At 70.1% G+C, this 20,097-nt stretch carries 10 protein-coding genes and 2 pseudogenes; 6 read left to right on the forward strand and 6 right to left on the reverse strand.

Annotated features, from left to right (window positions below; all coding sequences use genetic code 11):
• Window positions 1-92: 92 nt before the first annotated feature.
• The gene (locus AB4K12_RS20650; protein ID WP_368435581.1) at window positions 93-7,697 is read right to left on the reverse strand and encodes an SDR family NAD(P)-dependent oxidoreductase; all 7,605 of its coding nucleotides are present in this window, start codon (window positions 7,695-7,697) and stop codon (window positions 93-95) included.
• Window positions 7,698-7,995: 298 nt separating this feature from the next.
• Between AB4K12_RS20650 and AB4K12_RS20655 the strand changes: the two are divergent.
• Window positions 7,996-8,158 (forward strand): annotated as a pseudogene (locus tag AB4K12_RS20655) (IS5/IS1182 family transposase); the annotation flags it as partial.
• A gap of 57 nt (window positions 8,159-8,215) precedes the next feature.
• On the opposite strand, the gene AB4K12_RS20660 reads toward AB4K12_RS20655, so the two are convergent.
• Window positions 8,216-8,641 (reverse strand): hypothetical protein, encoded by a 426-nt coding sequence (locus tag AB4K12_RS20660; protein WP_368435582.1) that lies wholly within the window; start codon window positions 8,639-8,641, stop codon window positions 8,216-8,218.
• 416 nt (window positions 8,642-9,057) lie between these two features.
• Between AB4K12_RS20660 and AB4K12_RS20665 the strand changes: the two genes are divergently transcribed.
• On the forward strand, window positions 9,058-9,768 hold the full coding sequence (locus AB4K12_RS20665; protein ID WP_368435583.1) for a FadR/GntR family transcriptional regulator: 711 nt from the start codon (window positions 9,058-9,060) through the stop codon (window positions 9,766-9,768).
• A 55-nt stretch (window positions 9,769-9,823) separates the two neighbouring features.
• Here AB4K12_RS20665 and AB4K12_RS20670 read toward each other — a convergent pair whose 3' ends face one another.
• The gene (locus AB4K12_RS20670; RefSeq protein WP_368435584.1) at window positions 9,824-9,985 is read right to left on the reverse strand and encodes a hypothetical protein; all 162 of its coding nucleotides are present in this window, start codon (window positions 9,983-9,985) and stop codon (window positions 9,824-9,826) included.
• Window positions 9,986-10,084: 99 nt separating this feature from the next.
• On the opposite strand from AB4K12_RS20670, the gene car reads away from it, so the two are divergent.
• A complete protein-coding gene (car, locus tag AB4K12_RS20675) occupies window positions 10,085-13,621 on the forward strand; it encodes a carboxylic acid reductase (RefSeq protein ID WP_368435585.1) in 3,537 nt (1,178 codons plus the stop codon).
• Window positions 13,622-13,963: 342 nt separating this feature from the next.
• On the opposite strand, the gene AB4K12_RS20680 is transcribed toward car, so the two are convergent.
• Both AB4K12_RS20680 and AB4K12_RS20685 read right to left on the reverse strand, forming a co-directional pair.
• Window positions 13,964-14,674, reverse strand: coding sequence for a response regulator (locus tag AB4K12_RS20680; RefSeq protein WP_368435586.1), 711 nt, complete (start codon window positions 14,672-14,674; stop codon window positions 13,964-13,966).
• The gene (locus AB4K12_RS20685; protein ID WP_368435587.1) at window positions 14,671-15,969 is read right to left on the reverse strand and encodes a sensor histidine kinase; all 1,299 of its coding nucleotides are present in this window, start codon (window positions 15,967-15,969) and stop codon (window positions 14,671-14,673) included. The genes AB4K12_RS20680 and AB4K12_RS20685 overlap by 4 nt, the downstream gene beginning before the upstream one ends.
• Before the next feature lie 272 nt (window positions 15,970-16,241).
• Here AB4K12_RS20685 and AB4K12_RS20690 point away from each other — a divergent pair, with 272 nt between their 5' ends.
• The 3 genes from AB4K12_RS20690 (at window position 16,242) to AB4K12_RS20700 (ending at window position 19,608) form a co-directional block, all read left to right on the forward strand.
• Complete coding sequence (locus AB4K12_RS20690) at window positions 16,242-17,633, forward strand: tannase/feruloyl esterase family alpha/beta hydrolase (protein WP_368435588.1); 1,392 nt, start codon at window positions 16,242-16,244, stop codon at window positions 17,631-17,633.
• Between the two features lie 215 nt (window positions 17,634-17,848).
• The gene (locus AB4K12_RS20695; RefSeq protein WP_368435589.1) at window positions 17,849-18,229 is read left to right on the forward strand and encodes a TipAS antibiotic-recognition domain-containing protein; all 381 of its coding nucleotides are present in this window, start codon (window positions 17,849-17,851) and stop codon (window positions 18,227-18,229) included.
• Window positions 18,230-18,804: 575 nt separating this feature from the next.
• On the forward strand, window positions 18,805-19,608 hold the full coding sequence (locus AB4K12_RS20700; protein ID WP_368435590.1) for a hypothetical protein: 804 nt from the start codon (window positions 18,805-18,807) through the stop codon (window positions 19,606-19,608).
• 181 nt (window positions 19,609-19,789) lie between these two features.
• Here AB4K12_RS20700 and AB4K12_RS20705 read toward each other — a convergent pair.
• Window positions 19,790-19,969: pseudogene (locus AB4K12_RS20705) on the reverse strand (IS5/IS1182 family transposase); the annotation flags it as partial.
• Window positions 19,970-20,097 lie beyond the last annotated feature (128 nt).

Raw genomic sequence — 20,097 nt, forward strand, 5'->3', positions numbered from 1 at the left:
GGCAACCACCTTGGCCGGGAGGTGTCCCGCTGGAGGCTCCTCCAGCGGGACACCTCCCGGCACACACCAGGATGACGCCCCGCGTGTGCGCTTTACTCGGCGGCCGGATCGGCGGCATCATCCGGCCTCCGTTGGGTTTCCGGCTGGAGTGGGAGGCTGCGCCGTGGGGGGAGCGTGCTGGTGGCGTTGGTGTGCACGCGCCGGAGCACGTGGGGGAGCATGGTCTCGGCGATGCCGTGGATCGTGCCGTCGGTGTGCAGCAGTTCCATGATCGGCACGTCCTGGTCGATGTAGACGCGGAAGCGGGCGAGGACCTCCATGGCGAGGAGGGAGTCCATGCCGTACTGCTGGAGAGGCCGGTTGCGGTCGATGTCCTCGGGCGGCATGTGAAGGGTTTCGGAGATCACGGCGGCAAGCATGTCCTCGATGAGGGCGAGCGCTTCCGGCGGAGTGGCCGTGGCGAGGCGCCGGCGGACGGCTTCGAGGTGCCATTCGTCGCCGGCGATCTCCGGGGGGCGTACGGCGGCGAAGCGGGGGCCGGCCAAGGAAGGACAGACGGCACCCAAACGGTGCCAGTCGACGCGGCCGAACGCCGACCCCTCCGAGCCGTTGGAAAGATGGCCCGCCAGAGCGTCGAGCGCGTCGTCGGGATCGACCGGTGCGGCGCCCATGCTGGTGAGTGTGCCGGTCAGTTGGTTGCGGGCGACGTATCCGACGCGGTCGATGGCGCCCCAGGTCATGAACGTCCCGGGGCGGCCTGCTGCTCGGCGGGCGCGCACGAGGGCTTCCATGGTGAGGTTGGCGGCGGCGTAACCGGCCTGGTGCATGAAGCCCGCGGTGGCGCTGATCGAGGAGTAGACGACGAAGTCGGTTCGTGGGCAGGCGGCGTTCAGTTGGAGCGCGCCGCCCCATTTGGGGGCGATGATGGCGTGGAGCTGGTCATCGGTGAGTTCGGTCAGCGGGTGGTCGTCGATGTGCATGGCGGCGTGGATGACGCCGCGCAGCGGGTGGGGGCCGGCCTGGAGTTGTTCCAGTAGTGGCTGCATGGTGTGCGGGTCACTGACGTCGGCGGTGTGCGCTGTGGCCTGTGCGCCTTGTGCGCGCAGTTCTTCGAGCAAGCCGGGTGCTTCGGGAGCTTCGTGGCCTCGACGGCTCACCAGGGCGAGGTGGCGTGCGCCGTGGCGGACCAGTGTGCGGGCCGTGTGCGCGCCCAGGCCGCTCAGGCCGCCGCTGATGAGGTAGGTGCCCTCGGGGTCCAGTCGCAGGGGACGGGGGGCGGGCTCGACGGGCACGGGGTCGTTGAAGGTGATGACGACCTTGCCCGTGTGCTTGGAGTGCTGCATGAGGCGGAAGGCGTCGGTAATGCGGTGAGCGGGATAGCACAGGCGGGGCAGCGGAGGGTAGGTGCCGTCGTGGACAGCGGTGCAGATCTCGTCGAAGACGGTGGTGGCCAGTTCGGGGTTCTGCCATAGCAGGCCGGCGGCGTCCACCACGCACAGCGTGGCGTTCGCGGCCAGGGGCTTGAGCAGGATGCGCTGGTTGGCGTAGACGTCGCGTTTGCCGAGTTCGATGAACCGGCCGCCGGGTGCGAGGAGTTCACGGGAGCGAGACGCCGCTTCGCCGCTGAGGGTGTTGAGGATCACGTCGGCTCCGCGGCCGACGGTGTAGGTGCGGATGTCGTCGGCGAACGTCAGCCGGCGCGAGTCGGTGACGTAGTCGGCGCAGAGGGCTTCCGCGAGATCGCGTTTGGCGGGGGTACCGGCGGTGGCGAGGATGCGCGCTCCGACCAGGCGCGCGTAGAGGACGGCGGCGAGACCCACGCCTCCGGCCACGCCATGGATGAGGAGGGTTTCGTCCTTCTTCAGGTGTGCGAGGTTCTTGAGGCTGTGGTGGACGGTGAAGTAGGCCACCGGCAGTGTGGCCGCCTCCTCGAAGGTCATGCCCGCCGGCATGCGCCGCACGGCGGTGGCACGCGTGCGTACGTGGGAGGCGAAGGCTCCCGGGAAGGCGCCGAAGACCCGGTCACCGACGGCGAAGTCCTCCACCTTGCCGCCTACGGCGGTGATGACGCCGGCTCCCTCGAGTCCCAGGATCTCCTCCGAGGGGGCTCCGTCCTCGGCCACCGGGGGCAGCAGCCCTGTGACGACCATGATGTCCCGGTAGTTCAAAGCCGCCGCCCGTACCGCGATCACCACGTCTTCCGGCCCCGGGCGGGGCGGGTCGCATTCGGTCCACCTCAGGCCGTACCCCAGTCCCTGGTCCTTCAGCGCTACCCGGTAGGGGAGGTCGTCGTCCGGTGCGACCTGTACACAGGGCGGTGGGGTGTGCACGGCGCGGGGTACGAACCGGCCGCCCTGTGTCAGGGCGATCTCGTCTTCTTCCGCCGCGCCCTCGGGAGCTGCCACCAGGAGTTCGTGCGCCAGGCGTGCGGCATCCGCCGCGAGGTCGGCTCCCCGGTCGAGGGAGATGCGGCGCACGGGCACGGTGATCTCGTTGGCGAGTGTGCGGGCGGCTCCCCAGGCCGCCGCCTGGCCGGGGAAGGCGGGCCGTTCCGGGGCGGGCAACACTCCGGTGGGATGGGTGAGCAGGACCAGGCGGCGCACCGTGACGGTGCCGTCGGCTTTGAGGGCTTGCGCGAAGGACCGTAGTGCGGCGACGCGGCGGACGGCCAGCTCGGTACAGGCCGCGGGGTCCTGTCCGGCTTCCTCGTCCGCGTCACTGCCCAGGATCAGCACGACGGCCGCGTCCGGTGTCCGCTCCAGCGCGGCCCGCCATTCGGCCGGGCCGCACGGGCAGGGCACGACCTCTGCAGTGGCGCGTCCCGCTGTCGCCAGTTCGCCGGCCGTCAGGATGGCGAGAGGTTCCTGCGCGGGGGTTTCGGTGACCAGGAGCCAGCCCGCGGCATCCGCTGTGCCACATCCCTCGGCATCCGCCGGGCCGGAAGGGGTCGTCAGGATCGGGGTGGCGGCCGGTGAAGTGCGGCTGAGCAGCAGTGAACCCTGTTCGTGCAAGGGACCGGTCGACGCCCCTTGCTGGATGGTGTCGTGGAATCCGCTGTCGGCCAGGACCTGGGGCCATTGGGCACGGGGGATGAGGATGTGGTCCGGGCGCAGATCGGTGTCCCGGGGGTTCCAGAACTCCGGCAGTGCTCCGAACAGCAGCGCCAGCAGCTCGGGGTTGTGCGCTTCCAGGGCCAGGAGGTGACCACCGGGGACGAGCAGTCGGGTCAGGTGCCGCAGTGACGCCCGCACATCCGCGACGGCGTGGAGGGCGAAGCCTGCCACCACCATGTCGAAGGAATGGGGGGTGAAGCCCTGCTCCACCGGGTCGGTGTTCAGGTCCAGTGTCCGATAGGTCACGTGGTCGCCGTAGGTGTCGAACCGGGCTTGGGCCGCGGGAAAGAACGCGGCGGAGATGTCGGTGAAGACGTAGCAGCCACGCTCGTCCAGCAGAGGCAGGAGATGCGCGGTCAGCCCGCCCGTGCCGCCACCGACCTCGAGGATGCGCAGGGGCCGGTCAGCGGGCCGGCTGCGGAGCAGCGCACTCAGCAAGTGAGCGGCCATGCGGTTGTAGAAGCGGGGGCCGGAGTCGATGTCGTAGTACTGCTCGATGGTCTCCGCTCCGCTGTCCTGGAACAGCAGTTCCAGCGGTTTACGCCTCCCCGTGAGGACGTCCCGCAGGTGGAGCCCGCTGGAGATGTTGAGAATCACTGACGGCAGGAAGTCGCTCGTGCGCACCAAGTGTTGGATCGTGGGCTTCGCAGCCGTCCTCAGCCGGCGCCATCGCCCGCCTTCTTCGGCCAGGATCCCCGCTTCCACCGCCATGTCCGCCAGAAGACGCACCAGTTTTTCGTGCTGCGGCAGCACCCCGGCCGCGAGCAGGTCGTCGAAGGTGAAGGTGTCCCGCTGCCCGGGCAGCAGCTGCGCCAGTGCGGTGGACACCCCGTACGCCGTGAGCTCCTTGCGCACGGCATCGGCGTCTGCGGCCGCCTCCACACGCAGCTCTTCGCGCAGACGTGTCAGGTCCGGGGCGGCCGCGGCGACGACCCGCGCGGGGGCGGGCGGGATCCATGGCGGAGCGGGCCGGCCGGGCAGCGGCGCCGCCCGCATCACCCATGAGTACTGCTCGCCCCGGTCGGTGGACGACAGGGCCACGCGCTGAAGGCGGCAGCCGGTCAGCTCCATCGCCACCGCGCCGTCCTCACCGAGGACAGTGACGTCCCAGACGATTTCACGCGGTGTGCGGGAGCGCTGCCGCACATAGGCCAGCCCCTGATCGGCCGGCCTCGCCCAGTACCGGACGCGGTCGAACCCGGATGGCAGATACCCTGTCTCCCCCTCCCGCAGCACCAGCTGGGCGCCCGCCTGCAACGCACCGTCCAAGAGGGCAGGGTGCACCAGATAGCCGCCGTAGCCGTCGTCGGGCAACGCGCAGTGGTAGGCCGCGACGACCTCTGACCGGCCCACCCGCAGCTCACGCAGCACCTGGCAGGCCGGACCGTAGAACAACCCTCCGGCGGCCAGCTCGGCGTAGAGCTCCGCAGCGTCGAGGCGGGAGGTCATCCGCTCCCGCAAGGCCGCCGGGTCTGCCGCCTCCGGCCGGGGTGCGGTCAGCCGCTGGACCCTTCCCCGTGCGTGCAACCGCCAGCCGCCGGCGGCGCGACTGGCGACGCGGAGGACGCCGTCCTCATCGGACAGGGACGTCGTCAGGAGGAGGTCCGCCGGGGAGTCCCAGGGCACGGGCAGACCTCGGACGATCTGCAAGTCCGTGATCTCCACCGGGCCGGCGAGCGCCTCCCGCCCCGCGGCCAGTGCCATCTCGATGTAGCCGGTGGCCGGCATCACCACCGCGCCGCCGACGCGGTGGTCGGCCAGCCAGGGAGTGCGCGTACGCTCCACCGCGGTGTGCCAGACGGGCTCCAGCACCGGAGCGCGTTCACCCAGCAACGGGTGGACCAGAACGCCGTCGCCACTGGTACGGATCCAGTGCTCCGGGGTGCCGTTCCAGTACCGTTCGCGCTGCCAGGGGTACGTCGGCAGGTCCGCGACCGCGCCCGGCCGGGTGAAGAAGCGGTCGGTGCGCTCGAAGGCGCAGGTGTCCGCCGCCAGGAGCCGAGCCGCCGCCCGGCGTACCTGTTCCACGGCGCTTCCTTGCCGCCGCATGCAAGGGACGACGGGGATCTGTCCGCTCTGCGCATCGGTGATGATCCGCGTCACCGATGCGGTGAGGGCCGGTTGGGGTGCGATGACCACCACCGCTGCCGCCCCGGCGCGCACCGATCGCCCGAGGGCGTCGGCGAACCGGACCGGGCGCCGGGCGTTGTGCCACCAGTAGCGTGCGTCCAGCTCACCGGCGCCGACCGGCTCACCGGTCACGGTCGAGTACATCGGTACCTGCGGCGTCCCGGCGACCAGGCCCGTCAGCCCCCGGAGGAGCGGCTGCTCGATCACGTCCATGGCGGCACTGTGGAAGGCGTGATCGATGTCGAGCTCACGAAACGGCACGCCCCGGCCGGCCAGAACCTCCCCCAGTTCCCGGACCGCGTCCACCGGACCGGAAACGGTCACGTCCCTGGGCCCATTGACCGCCGCGAGTTCCAGATGCCCGTCGAAGGGGGTCAGAAGCTCCCGCGCTTCCCGCTCGTCCAGGCCGAGCGCGGCCATCCTTCCCGAGCCTGCCGTCACGGCCTGGGCCCGGCTGCGCTCGGCAACCACACGCGCGGCCTCCGCCAGGCCCAGGGCCCCGGCGGCGTACGCCGCCGCCACCTCTCCGACGCTGTGCCCCAGCACAGCCGACGGTCGCACGCCCAGCTCTTCCAGCAGTGCGGTCAGACCCACCTGCAACGCGAACAGGGCCGGCTGGGCGAAGGCGTTGACCGACATCCGCTCGGCCGCGGCGCTTCCCTCGCCCGCGGTGTCGGCCAGTAGCTCGGCCACCGACCAGCCCAGCAGCGGTCGCAGATGCGTGTCGGCCTCCTCCACTGCCGCTCTGAAGACCGCTTCCTCCGCCATCAGGGCGGCCCCCATGCCCGGCCACTGTGTGCCGTTGCCGCTGAAGACGAACACCACCCCGGCAGCCCGCTCCCGCTCCACATGTGCCTCGGCAGCGGCCAGCACCTCCTCATCGGCGGCCAGCGCGGACAGCTGCTCGGCCGCCTCCCGCGGGCCCGCGACCAGCAACGCCACCCGGCGCGGGTGCCGCCCCCGCCTGCGGGAAGCGGTCCAGCACACGTCGTAGAACTCTTTCTCGTCCGTGACCTCGGCCATGCGGCCGGCGGCCGCGCGGGCGGCGTCGGCCAAGGCCGCCCGGGTGCGCGCCGAGACGACCAGCGGCAACGGCCCGCCGACCGGGTCGGCGGCACATGGCTCCCGGGCGGGCGCGGCGGCCAGGACCACATGCGCGTTGGCGCCGCCGAAGCCGAAGCTGTTCACGCCCACCACCCCGCCCTCGGCCGCCGGTACCGCGCGCATGGCGGTGACCAGCTCCAGGTTGAGTCCGGTGAAGTCGACCTTCGGGCTCGGCGGGTCCCCGTGCAGCGAAGCCGGAATCCGGCGGTGCCGTAGTACCAGCATCGCCTTGAACAGCCCTGCCATCCCCGACGCCGGCTCACAGTGCCCGAGGTTGGTCTTCACCGACCCGAACAGCAAAGGCCCGCTGCCGCGCCGTGCCCCCAGCGCCTCGCCGATCGCACGGCACTCCTGAGGATCGCCCACCGGTGTGCCCGTCCCGTGCGCCTCGAGATACAGCACCTGGTCCGGCGTGACGCCCGCCCGCTCGTACACCTCGCACAGCAGCCGCCGCTGCATCTCCGAGTCCGGCACCGTCATACCCCAGGTGCCGCCGTCACTGTTGGCCCCGCTCCCGGCGACGACGGCGTGCACGCGATCACCGTCGGCCACGGCGTCCCGCAGTCGCTTGAGCACCACCATCCCGCCGCCTTCGGCACGGACGTAGCCGTCCGCCCCGGCCGAGAACGCGGCGCAACGCCCGCGCGGGGAGAGCATGAGCGCCTGGGAGAAGCCGACGAAGTGGTACGGGCTCAGCAGCAGGTTGGCACCGCCCGCGAGTGCCACGCGGCTGCGACCCGAGCGCAGCGTCTCGCACGCCTGATGGAACGCGACCAGGGAGGAGGAACAAGCGGTGTCCACCGCCATGCTGGGACCGCGCAGATCGAAGACGTACGACAGGCGGTTCGCCGCGATCGACAGGGCTGCGCCGCTCATGCTGTGCGGGGTGATCTGCTCCACCCGGCTGAACTGCAGCCCTCCGTAGGACATGTCACTGATCCCCACGAAGACCGCCGTGTCCGAACCGGCCAGACTCGCGGGGGCGATGGCCGCGTCGTCCAGCGCCTCCGCCGCCATCTCCAGCAGCATCCGCTGCTGCGGATCCATGTACGTCGCCTCACGAGGCGAGATGCCGAAGTACTCAGGGTCGAAACCGGCGACATCGTCCAGGTAGCCGCCCGCCATGGTGTAGGCCTTGCCCGGACGCTGCGGGGAGGGATCCACGAAACGCGCGGCATCCACACGATCCGCCGGCGGCACCTCGGAGATCAGGTCCTTTCCCTCCGCCAGGGCATCCCACAACCGGCCGAGGTCGGTGATTCCCCCCGGCAGTCGGCAAGCCGCACCGACAACGGCCAGGGGATCCGAGGAATCACATGCCGCGTTCGGGCACGGGGCCGCACCAGTCACCGATCACTCCCGTCGCCGATCAGGGCATTCGAGACTTGAGCCGCATGAGTGACTACCCGCAATAAATAGACTTAATGACCTAAAACGCTAATCCACCCCGCGAGGGGAATGAGTGAACGCCCGTCCAGCGAGACCGGCGCTCCTCCCTCTCTGGCTGCGATCTTCAGACCGCAGCCGGGCACCCCTTTGAGCGCCCTGGGGTGGCCGGACCTGCCGGAACGACGAGCGCCAGGAAGCCGGCCAACGCTCCCAGCAGACCGGTGACCACGACGGTCACCGCCCGGCCCCGGCCTGCACGGTGATTCCGTGGCGTTGGACGATCGAGGGAAGTTTCGGCCGGCTCACGCACCAGCGCCGCCCGGCCCGTGGCTACGAAACCCACCCGCACCGCTCCGCAGCCGTGATCGCCATGAGCCGTGATCGGCCCCATGGCCCGCCGCCTCACCGGCGAAACCACCCCGATCCGACGCGGCGGCCGACCATGGCATCACACACGACCCAGAGGGCGGAACGCGCGGTCAGCAGCAGTTGGGGAAGTCCCAAGCCCACCAGGTGGTCCCGAGGCCGTCGCGCGTCTTGGCCACGGTGGCGCCGTTGCTGTTCTGGAGGTAGATGATCGTTCGGAGCTTGCCCTGCGACTGCTCATCCTTCACGTTGACACCGCTCGCAGCACGGGCAGAACCGAAAGGATCGGGCATGCCCATGGACACCCACCCGGTCCACTGCTTGCCGACGGTCCAGCGCGTCCATACCGCGTAGTCGAGGCCGACCAGGAACTGCTCCTTCTCGCCGCTCGGAAGCGCGTGCTCCTTCACGCCGTAATCGCATATGTACTTGCCGCCGCCCCCCGCGGTGCAGGTGTCGGCCGCCTGAGCCGGGGCGCCGGCCACGGCCAGCCCTGCCATGGTGGCGATGGCGACAACGGCGGCCTTGAATCTCTTCACCTTGAGCATCCTGTTCTCTCAACACGATCTGCGCAGGCCAGGCCCCTTTGAGCTAGCCATGACGCCCCGTCAACCTATGGCGAACCGCTCACGCAACGCTGACGCCGCTCTGACGTTTTGCTGATGCCCCGCTGACGTTCGTGGACCACTCCCTTTTCGCGAGCTTGAGGCATCAAGTCTCCAAGGGCATTGAGCTGTTCGGCGTCCAACTGCTCCGGGACGCTCGGGGGCGCGGCTTCGCCCACAGTTCGGCTCGACGGCGGAAGCCGCGGCACAGATCGGGGCCGCGTCGCCACCTGACGGGGACTGGGTCGGTAAGACGCCGGCCCGCACCCGTTGTTGCTGGGGGCGGCGGAGAAGTGCGCGAACCACAAGAGACGATGTTCAAATGTCTGATGTTTGTGTACGGTGCTTCCATGAAACGCATCAGCGCACCGCGGCGGACGGCCAGCCTGTCCGCCCAGCTCGTGGAGAGCCTCCGCTCGCACATCGAGGCAGGGGGCTGGCCGGTCGGGACGCGCATCCCGCCGGAACAGGCCCTCATCGAGGAGCTCGGGGTCGGACGCAGCACGCTGCGCGAGGCGATCGGCGCACTGGTGCACCTCGGCCTGCTGGAGCCCAGAGCCGGTGACGGCACGTACGTCCGCTCCTCCAGCGAGCTCCAGTCGGTCATGGTGCGGCGGGCAGGCTCCGCGAAGCGGGACGACGTGCTGGAACTGCGGACCGTTCTGGAGGAGTACGCCTCGGGCGCCGCGGCCCTGCGCCGCAGCGACGGGCAGGTGCGGCAGCTGCGGGAGCTGCTGGCCGACGCCGAAGCGGCCACCGCCGGCGAGGACATGTCCGCGGCCACGGACGTCGACGCGCTCTTCCACCGGTCCGTCGTCCGGGCGAGCGGGAACGACCTGCTGATCGAGGTGTACGACTACCTCGGCGCGGCGCTCACCTCGCACCTGGGGGGCCTGCCCTGGGACGCCGCCCACGCCGAGGAGCACGCCGGCCTGCACCGGCGGCTCGTCGACGCGATCGAGGCCCGGGACGCGGGCGGCGCCCGCGATGCCGCGGCCGCGATCGTCCGGCTCACCCGCGACCACGAAACCGCCGACGCACGCGCGGCGGAGGACCGGTGAGCCCGCAGCCGACCCCGGTGTCCCACCGGCGCTCCGCCGCCGGGACACCGGCCGCCTACTGCGCCCGGCCCGCCGTGTCCGCCGGACTCGTCATCGCGATCTGCCTCGTGGCACCGCCGACCCCCGCCGTGCCGGGTTCCTGGCACACCGCGCCGTCCTGGCCGTCCTCGGCATCGCCACGGCGCTCGCCGGCCACGGCGCGGGCCGGCACCGCCACCTACGTCAGCCCTCCTCCCTCCTCCTGATCCGATCACCCTGTCCGAGCGGCAACGCCGCCTGTCTGAACAGGCTTTCACGGCCACAAAGGAGATCACTCGTGTCTCGCTCCCACCTCCCCACCGACGAGCTCGACGCACGTACCGACCGACGAAGCGTCCGCCTGTACGCGACCGACGCCCAGTTCCGTGACGCTGCGCCCCTGGACGCCGTCACCGAGGCGATCCGGCGCCCCGGATTACCGCTCGCCGACCTGGTGGCCACCGTGATGGAGGCATACGCCGACCGCCCCGCCCTGGGCGAGCGTGCCACGGAGCCGGTCACCGACCCGGAGACGGGCCGCACCACGCTGCGCCTTCTGCAGCGGTTCGACACGCTCACCTACGGCGAACTCTGGGAGCGGGTGGGTGCGGTGGCCTCCGAGTGGCGGCACCACCCCGAACATGCGGTGGGCCCCGGCGACTTCGTCGCCGTCCTCGGTCCCACGAGCGCCGAATACACCGTGACGGATCTGGCCTGTGTCCGCTCGGGCGCGGTGTCCGTTCCCCTGCAGTCGGGTGCTTCGGCAGCACACCTGGCGCCCATCGTCGAACAGGCCGGACCGCGCCTGCTCGTGGTGGACGTCGACCACCTGGAAGTCTCGCTCGAGGTCGCGGCGAACGCCCCCTCGCTGGGCAGGATCGTCGTCATCGGCCACCGGCCCGAGGCCACCGCCCACCAGGAGAAGCTGGAGTCCGCGCGCGCCCGGCTCGCGGCGCAGGGCCGGGGAGTGGCCCTGGACACGCTGGCGTCGGTCGTCGACCGGGGAAGGGCGCTGCCGTCGCTCCCCCGGGTTCCCGACGGGTCGGCGGCCGACGCGCTGAGCGCGCTGATCTACACCTCGGGAAGTACCGGCACCCCCAAGGGGGCCATGTACACCGAGCGTCTGGTCAGGCAGTTCTGGGTCGACTTCGTGCCCGGCCAGGCGGTGCGGCCCTCCATCGTGCTCAACTACCTGCCGTTGAGTCACATGATGGGAAGGGGCGTGCTGTTCGGGACACTCGCCAAGGGCGGTCTCGCCTGTTTCACGGCGTCCAGCGACCTGTCGACGCTCTTCGAGGACCTCTCCCTGGTCCGTCCCACCGAGTTCGTCATGGTTCCCCGCATCTCCGACATGCTCTTCCAGCACTACCGGGCGGAGTTGTCCCACCGGACCGGGACAGACGGCGATGCGGCCGAGCCGGCGGAGCAGGTGATGGAGGAACTGCGGGAGAAGGTCATGGGCGGCCGCCTCCTGTGGGCCCTCAGCGCCTCGGCCCCGCCGAGCCCCGAGACGACGGCCTTCATCGAGGACTGCTTCCACGTCCGGCTGCTCGACGGCTACGGGTCGACGGAAGGCGGGGTCGTCTCCCTCGACGGCCGGGTACTGCGCCCGCCGGTGACCGACCACAGGCTGGCCGACGTACCCGAGCTGGGATACTTCGGAACCGACTCGCCGTACCCCAGGGGCGAACTGCTGATCAGGTCCGACCGGCTCGTCCCCGGGTACTTCCGGCGCCCGGACGCCACCTCCGAGGTCTTCGACGAGGACGGCTTCTACCGCACGGGCGACATCATGGCCCGCGTCGGCCCCGACGAACTGAGGTACGTCGAGCGCCGCTCCAACGTCCTCAAGCTGTCACAGGGCGAATTCGTCGCCGTCTCCCGCCTGGAAGCGCTCTTCAGCGGCAGTCCGGTCGTCCGGCAGATCTTCCTGTACGGCAGCGGCGCTCGCGCCTACCTGCTCGCGGTCGTCGTGCCGACGCAGGAGGCCCTCGAGCGCGCCGACGGGGACGCCCGGCGCCTCAGGCCGATCCTGCGGGAGTCCCTGCGGAAGCTCGCCACCGAGGCGGGGCTGAACTCCTACGAGATTCCCCGGGATCTCCTCGTCGAGACCGAGCCGTTCACTCAGGAGAACGGGCTGCTCGCCGGGGTGCGCAAGCCGTTACGGCCGGCCCTGACGAAGCGCTACGGCGAGCGCCTCGAAGCGCTGTACACCGAGCTGTCCGACCGTGAGACCGAAGAACTCCGGACACTGCGTCAGGCCGGCGCCGACCAGCCGGTACCGGCGACCGTGCTTCGGGCCGCGCAGGCGCTTCTCGGGCTGGAAGAGGGTGTCGTGAAGCCTGGCACACGCTTCCTCGAACTCGGCGGTGACAGCCTCACGGCGCTGTCGTTCTCCCAGCTGATGAAGGAGATCCTTCACGTCGACGTCCCTGTCGACGTGATCATCAGCCCGGTCAACTCGCTGCAGCGGGTGGCCGACCACATCGAGCGGGCGCTCGCGACGGAACGTCGCCGTCCCACCGCCGACAGCGTGCACGGCCCGAACGCGACGCGACTCGACGCGGCCGAGCTGCGGCTGGACGCGTTCCTCGACACGCGGACCGTCGAGCAGGCCGGAAGGCAAAGGCCGGCCGGTCCGCTGCCCGAGGCCCGGACCGTCCTGCTGACCGGCGCCAACGGCTACCTGGGCCGTTTCCTGTGCCTCGAGTGGCTGGAGCGCACGGCGGAGCGCGGCGGCACGCTGGTATGCGTAGTCCGCGGCTCCTCCGCCGAGGCAGCCCGGGCACGGCTCGACGCGGCCTTCGACAGCGGCGACCCGGAACTCATGGAGCGCTACCGCAAGTCCGCCGCCCAGCATCTTCACGTGGTCGCCGGCGACATCGGGGAACCGCGTCTCGGGCTCGACGAGGAGACCTGGCAGCGGCTGGCCGATACCGTGGACCTGATCGTCCACCCGGCGGCACTGGTCAACCACGTCCTGCCCTACGGCCAGCTGTTCGGCCCCAACGTGCTGGGAACGGTCGAACTGATCAGGCTCGCGGTCACCTCCCGGATCAAGCAGTTCACCTACCTGTCGACGGTCGCCGTCGTCTTCGGGAACCCGGCGGCCGCCGACGAGCAGGCTGACATCCGCACCGCCTGCGGGACACGCGACCTCGACGGTGAATACGCCGACGGTTACGCAGCCAGCAAATGGGCCGGCGAGGTGCTGCTGCGCGAAGCGCACGAAACATTCGGTCTGCCGGTCGCCGTCTTCCGCTCCAACATGATCCTCGCCCACCCGCGCTACCGCGGTCAGCTCAACATCCCGGATGTCTTCACCCGCCTCGTGCTGAGCCTGCTGGCGACGGGCATCGCACCCAGCAGCTTCTACGCCCGGGGCACCGACGACGGCCGCGGACACTTCGATGCACTCCCGGTGGACTTCACCGCGCGGGCCATCACCTCGCTCGGTGACGACGCACGAGAGGGCTACCGGACCTACAACGTGGTCAACCCGCACGAAGACGGCATCTCGCTCGACACGGTCGTCGACTGGCTGATATCAGCCGGACATCCCCTGACACGCATTCAGGACCACGCCAAGTGGATCGACCGCTTCGAGACCACCCTGCGCGCCCTGCCCGACCGCCAGAAGCGGCATTCGCTGCTCCCGCTGCTGCACGCCTTCGCCGAGCCGGAACAGCCACTCGCCGGCTCCGCCCTGCCGGCGGACCGGTTCCGCGCGGCGGTACGGGCCGCAGCCCTCGACGACGACAACGACATCCCCCGTCTGTCACCGGACCTGATCACCAAGTACGTGGCCGATCTCCGGGCGCACCGCCTGATATGACACAACCCGTGACCGCCGCGGGGCCCGCCATCGCCGGCCCTGCGGCGGCCAGGGTCAGCCAGGGACGCCACCACCCGGAAGGCCATCGCCGAACACCACATCGTCGCTCCGTTCCTTGCGCCGGCACCGGTCCGCCGCCGGCACCCGGCAGGCACGGTGCTGATCGTGGACGGAACCGTGCGCCACGAGGCGCTTGATGACCGGGCGGGGATGAAAGGGCTCCGCCACCGGGCTGTCGCAGCAGTCCGGTTGAAGCTGAGGACAGCCTGATCCGGGGGACGCCGGTGAGGGTGGGAAGCGGCCCTGACAATGCCGGGACGTGCCTACCCTACGGAACACCCTTTACAGGAGGCCGTGGTCGCGGGCATAGATCGCGGCGTGGGTGCGGTCGCGCAGGCCGAGTCGTGCCAGGACGCGGGAGATGTGGTTCTTGACCGTGCCTTCGCTGAGGAAGAGACGGCCCGCGATCTCGCGGTTGGTCGACCCTGTGGCGATCAGACGCAGCACGTCGGTCTCGCGCTCGGTCAGGACCGAGAGGCCGGGTCCGGGGTCGGTGGTGGCGGTGGTCGGCCCCGGCACCCGTTCGGCGACCGCCGGCGCCCCCCGGGCCGGGCGGGACAGTCCGGCGGCCAGGCCGCGTGCCACCGAGGCATCGAGCTGGGCAACGCCGGCGTGCGCCAGGCGTACGGCGGCGGCGAGTTCTACGGAGGGCAGGTTCTTGAGGAGGTAGCCGATGGCACCCGCGCGGAGGGCCTGTGCCACGTACTCGTCGTCGTCGAAGGTCGTCAGCATGACCACGCGGCAAAGGGGTGCGCGCTTGCTCAGCACGTCGACGGCAGTGACACCGTCCATGACGGGCATCCTGACATCCATGAGGATCACGTCGGGGTGATGGGCGACTGCGGCCTCTACGGCCTGCCGGCCGTCCGACACCGCACCGATCACGGTGATGCCGGGCTGGATGCCGAGCAGGGAAGCGATGCCTTCCCGGACCAGCTGCTGGTCGTCCACGACCAGCACCCGCACGGGGTCGGTCTCGGTACCGGTCGTCATCGTGCCACCTCCAGGCCGGATCCGAATGCGGGTGCTGGTGCGGGCGTGAGGGAGCACGGCACCGTCACGGTGATCACGGTGCCGCGACCCGGGGCCGCGTCAATCTGTACACAGCCACCCAAGAGGTCGAGCCGTTCGCGCATCGCGCGGAGGCCGAATCCCCCTTGGCCGCCGGTGCTGCCCGGGGCGGCTCCGCTGCCGGAGCGCCCGGTGGCGTCGACGGAGAAGCCCCGCCCGTCGTCCGCGACCACGAGCCGGGCTTCGTGGTCCCCGTACTCCGCCGATACCGTGATGTGTTCGGCGTGTGCATGTCTGCGTGCGTTCGTGAGCCCCTCCTGGGCCGCGCGGTACAAGGCGGTGAGCGCTTCGGCGCGGTGGCCGTGCTCGTCACCGGACAGGTGGAGCGTCACACGCGGCGGCGCGCCGGCGGTATGGCGTACCAGGTCCGCGAGCGCGGTGGACAACGAGAAGGGTTCGTCCTCGTCGCGCAGTGCCCTCACCGACTGCCGGACCTCGTCGAGCGCGCGGTTTGCGGACCAGCGGGCGTCGGCGACCGCCTGCTGGGCGACCCCCGCGTCCACCTCGTGGAAGGCGGAGGCCTTCTCCAACTGGATGGCGATCGCCGTGAGGTGGTGGCCGAGTCCGTCGTGGAACTCGCGGGCGAGTCGGTTGCGTTCCTGCACCGTCGAGAGTTGTGCGACGCGGGCCGCGTACGCGGTCAGTTGCGCGTGCGAGTCCCGCAGTTCGTCCAGGGTGCGTTCGAGCCGCAGGCGTGCCTCCTGCTCACCCACGGCGATGGTGGCCATCGAGACCGCGAGTACGAGGCCGAGGCCGGACATCAGCAGGTCGGCGACGGTGTCGGGCCGGAGGTACCACCGGGGAACCAACAGAACGTTTCCCGCGAGAATCACCCCCACGCAGGCCACGCTCAGCGCGACGCTCGTGCGGCGGCCGAATGCGAAGTACGCGGTGAGGGGCACCAGCACGAACAGTGCCCGTGAGACTCCGGACCGGTCCAAGCCGCTCGCGGCGGCGAAGAGCACGAGGCGTGCGATGAGCAGTGCGAGGGCCGGGCGGGCCGGTGTACGGACCGGATGACGGCGCCGCTCACCCCTGTCGAGGGCCGCCAGGAGCAGCAGGCACGCCGTGAATCCCCCGAGCCGGGGCCAGTCGGCCGGGCCGGCGGCCACGACGCCGCCGTAGAGCCCGCCGATCAGGACGGCTGCGTAGACGAGGAGCGGCAGCCACGGCATGGGGCGCGAGAGCCCGCCGGCCGGAGTCGGCAACGCAGTCATTCGGTCCCTCTCAAGCAGCTTCGACTGCAGCGAACGATACCCACGGACATGGCTGGGCGGACCGGCGATACCGCAGGTCATGACGGACATTGGCCAAAGGTCATGTGCCGTCCGGGCCGGCCGTGGCACGAGTCGGCGGGGCGTCGCCCGCCGATGCGGCCACTCGGCATCTGTGGCCCGGGCCCGGCCCTTCCTAGTCTCGGATCGCCGGACAACGGCTCCCCGTAGATGAGATGACAGGAACACCTCTGATGCCTCCTCTGATGCCTCTGATGACACCCCTGACGCAACGCGTCGCCCGGCCGGTCGCCGCCGTCGCCGCGGCGCTGCTGGCCGCGACGCTCGGTTCGCCCACCGCGAGCGCACTGCCGGAGCCCGGCTCGCCCACGACGACGTCGTGCACCCTGCGTGTCCCCGGGGCCGAGTACGTGACCGGCGCCTGCCTGGCCGACCTGACCACGACCGGGACCATGGTCTCCGGGCACACCGACCCCAAGGACTGGCTCGGGCTCGAAGCACCCGGCACGGTCAAACCGTCGGGGGTGAAGGGGATCCAGCTGGACGGCTACTTCCCCGACACCTCGGCCACCAACACCAACCACCCCGGCTGGAACCACGACAGCCAGTTCGTGATCCGGCTGCCCGAAAAATGGAACGGCGGACTCGTCGTCGCCGGACCGCCCGGTGTGCGCGAGCAGTACGCCAATGACCGCCTGATCTCCGACGAGGTGCTCGCCCGGGGCTTCGCGTACGCGGCCACCGACAAGGGCAACACCGGGGAAAAGATCTACACCGACGGCCGACGCCCCGGCGACGCCATCGCGGAATGGCACGACCGCGTCACCCAACTGGCCAGGGCCGCCACGAGCACCGTCGCGCGGCACTACGGCCGCACGACCGTGAACACCTATATGGCGGGCGCCTCGGCCGGCGGCTACCTGGTGCGATGGCAGCTGGAGCACCACCCGGAGCTGTACAAGGGCGGCATCGAGCTGCACGGCCTGCTGTTCACTCCGAAGAGTCCCAACATCCTCGACACGGCTCCCGCCGCGCTGCGCGCCTACCCCCGCTACGTCGCCAAGGAGCCCGGCGCCCTCGAGGCGATGTACGCCGCCGGGTATCCCGTCGGCTCCGAGACGATGTGGGGCTTCCACTACGACAAGCAATGGGACCTGCTGCAGCGGATCGTGCGCGAGGAGATCGACCCTGAGTACGACGGCGGCAAGGAGGCCGGAACCCCGTTCTGCCGGGAAGCCACCCAGAAGGGCTGCGACGCCGACTACGTCTACGCCGACCGGCCGGACAGCGTGCACAAGACGGTCGAGCGCCTGTCCCTCACCGGCAACATCAAGCGACCGCTGATCACCCTCCAGGGCACACTCGACGCGCTCCTCCCGATCTCCAGGAGCGGCGACGTCTACGCGAAGATGGTCGACGACGCGGGGCGCGGCAACCTGCACCGCTACTACCGGGTCACCGGCGGAACCCACTCCGACGGCCTGTACAAGGGCCACGAGGAGCTCGTCCGGCCGATGTCCCCCTGCTTCACGGCAGCCTTCGACACACTGACGGCCTGGACCAGCCGAGGCACCACCCCACCGACGAGCCACACTGTGCCGGCGCCTGCCCGCGGAACCGACACCGTCAATACGTGCTCCCTGTGAACGCGCCCCGCGCAATTCACGCGGGTCCGGCACCTCGGCCAGCCGCTCCAGTAGGCGTACGCCGCGGCCCTGGATCCGGGCTCAATAAAACGGCTTGCCTACCCGGCGGGCGTGTGTCACCGTTCCGCCTGGATCAACAGTCGGTCAATGTCGGCATGTCGGCCGCCTCTTGAGAAATCCACTGAAGAGACGTAAGAATCATGAGAATTGGTGCCATGGGGAATCAGTACGAAGACGAGTGTCGCCGGTCGTTGGCCAGCGAGCAGACAAAAAGCCTTGCCGAGACCAACAACTGGGCACATGTGGACAAGAATCAGGTCCACCAGGACTGGGATGTGCTGTACAGGGAGATTGCGGCATGCCTGGACGACTCCCTGCCCGGGGATCGACACATTCAGGAGCTCGTTCGCAGGCACTTTGACGTAACCTGCCGATTTTACACCCCTACCAGGAAGGCCTACGTCGGCACGGCGCTCCTGTACTCAGAAGACGACGCCATGAGGGAGTTCCATAATTCCTACCATCCCAGGATGGTGGAATTCCTGGGTGATGCAATGAAGATATTCGCTGAACGGGGGGCCGGTTTCCCCTCGTAGGGCGGCCCGCAACGCCCCCCTCATGGGCGCTGCCCTCACGCCCTGCCCCCGAAGTGTGGTCCCCCGCCACATAGGCCCCTCACCTGCCACTTCCTACGGTATGGCGACGCGATGACGCGCCCCTCCCCCACCCGGAAGCGGTGACCATGACCACCCCCGCCTCAAGCAACCCCACCCCCAACTCGCTCCCCCGGATCGTCGTCGCGAGCCTCATCGGGACCACCATCGAGTGGTACGACGCCTCACTGTAGGAGAGCTCCCACCTGCGCTTTCCCTGGCATCTAAGGCCCGAAGTCAGCACGAAACAGCACGGGAACTCCAACTGCTCCTGAACCAGCACCCGTCGAAGCGGACATGCGAAGCGACCTCCCGCGAAGAAATCACAGAGAGTCACACTGGGGAGGGTCCGACGGGTTGAGTGACTGTTGGGGTGGCTTGCCGAGAGGAGGCTCTTGGGGGCGTGGGGGGTATCCCGTGACGTCGCCGGATGGAGTGAACGCGTGGCTGTGGGCGATTGGCACGGCGGGCACGGGAGAGGGAGGGGGTGTGATCTGAGGATGTTCAGGAGGTCGTTCATGAGGATGCTCACCCCCTCACGGTCGTGGTGCGCGGCCCTGGTGTGTGCGGCGACGGTGCCGTTGCTGGCGATGCCGGGCTCGGCATCGGCGGCGCCGGATCCCGTCGTCAAGACGTTCAACCAACCCGGTCAGTACGACTTCACCGTGCCGACCGGTGTCACCCGTATCCATGTGACGCTCGTGGGCGCCGGCGGCGGAGGCGGGGGTGGCGGCGGCAACAACGACGGCCCCCTGACCGGGGGAGGCGGCGGGGGCGGCGCCAGCGGGGCGCTGGAATCCTGCACCATCGACCTCAACTATGGGAGGAATATCATCGTTGGCGTCGGCAAAGGCGGTGCCGGAGGCGCTGGCGGCTCAGGCAAGAAGCACGACGGCAAACCCGGCGTGAAGGGGCAGCCCTCCTCTGTCGGCAGCAAGTACGGGGTCTTGCGGGTGGGGCTGGCTGGTGCCTCACCCGGACAGCCGGGGCGGGGCGGCGAGGGGTCCGGGGAATTGGGGAGCGGCTACGGACGGGCCGGCGGAGCCAGCGGCAACAACGGCCTTTGCGCGTCCCGCGATCACGTTAAACAACCGGGCCATGACGGCGACCGCGGCCAAGACGGCTACCGCACCCACCGGGGACGCGGCGGTGAAGGAGGGCAGGCTCCGGTGTCCGAACCGGGCTGCTCCGGCGCAGGGGCCGGCGGCAAAGGCGGCAACGGGGCCGGCCACAACCCGGAAAACGGGACCGGCACAGAAGAGCCTTCCCAAAGTGGCAGGCAGGGGCACGACGGCTGCGTAGTGCTGACCTACACCCCCTAGGGCACGCTCCCTGCCGGGACACCGGCAATCCACTCCGGCCCGGGTCACGGTGGCACTGTGCCCCGGGCTGTGTAAGCCGGTCGACGACTCATCGAGCAGGCCCTAAACGATCAGCCTCGCGCCCGCCCTTGGGCTGGCGCGAGGGCGCTGTCTACGTCGGGTCTACGGCGTGTCCGGCGGCTCATGAGCGGAGCCAGAGCCGGATAGCTGCGACCGTGACCGTTCCCTGGAAGATGTAGGCGCGCTTGTCAAACCGCGTCGCTACAGCGCGGAAGCCCTTGAGGGCGTTCACGGTGCGCTCGAATTCATTCCTGCGTGCGTACTGGTCCCGGTTGAAGCTCGTGGGCCTGCCGCCTGCGCTGTGGTGGTTCGTCAGATTGCTTGCACTCGTGCTCGTACTCGCAATCGCGTTCTACCTCGTTGCTGGGTCGCTGATGCCCCGACAGTTGCGTGACTGCCTGTGCCAGATCCTCTATGACATGGGCCGGG

Source organism: Streptomyces sp. C36, from assembly GCF_040932295.1.
GTDB lineage: Bacteria > Actinomycetota > Actinomycetes > Streptomycetales > Streptomycetaceae > Streptomyces > Streptomyces triculaminicus.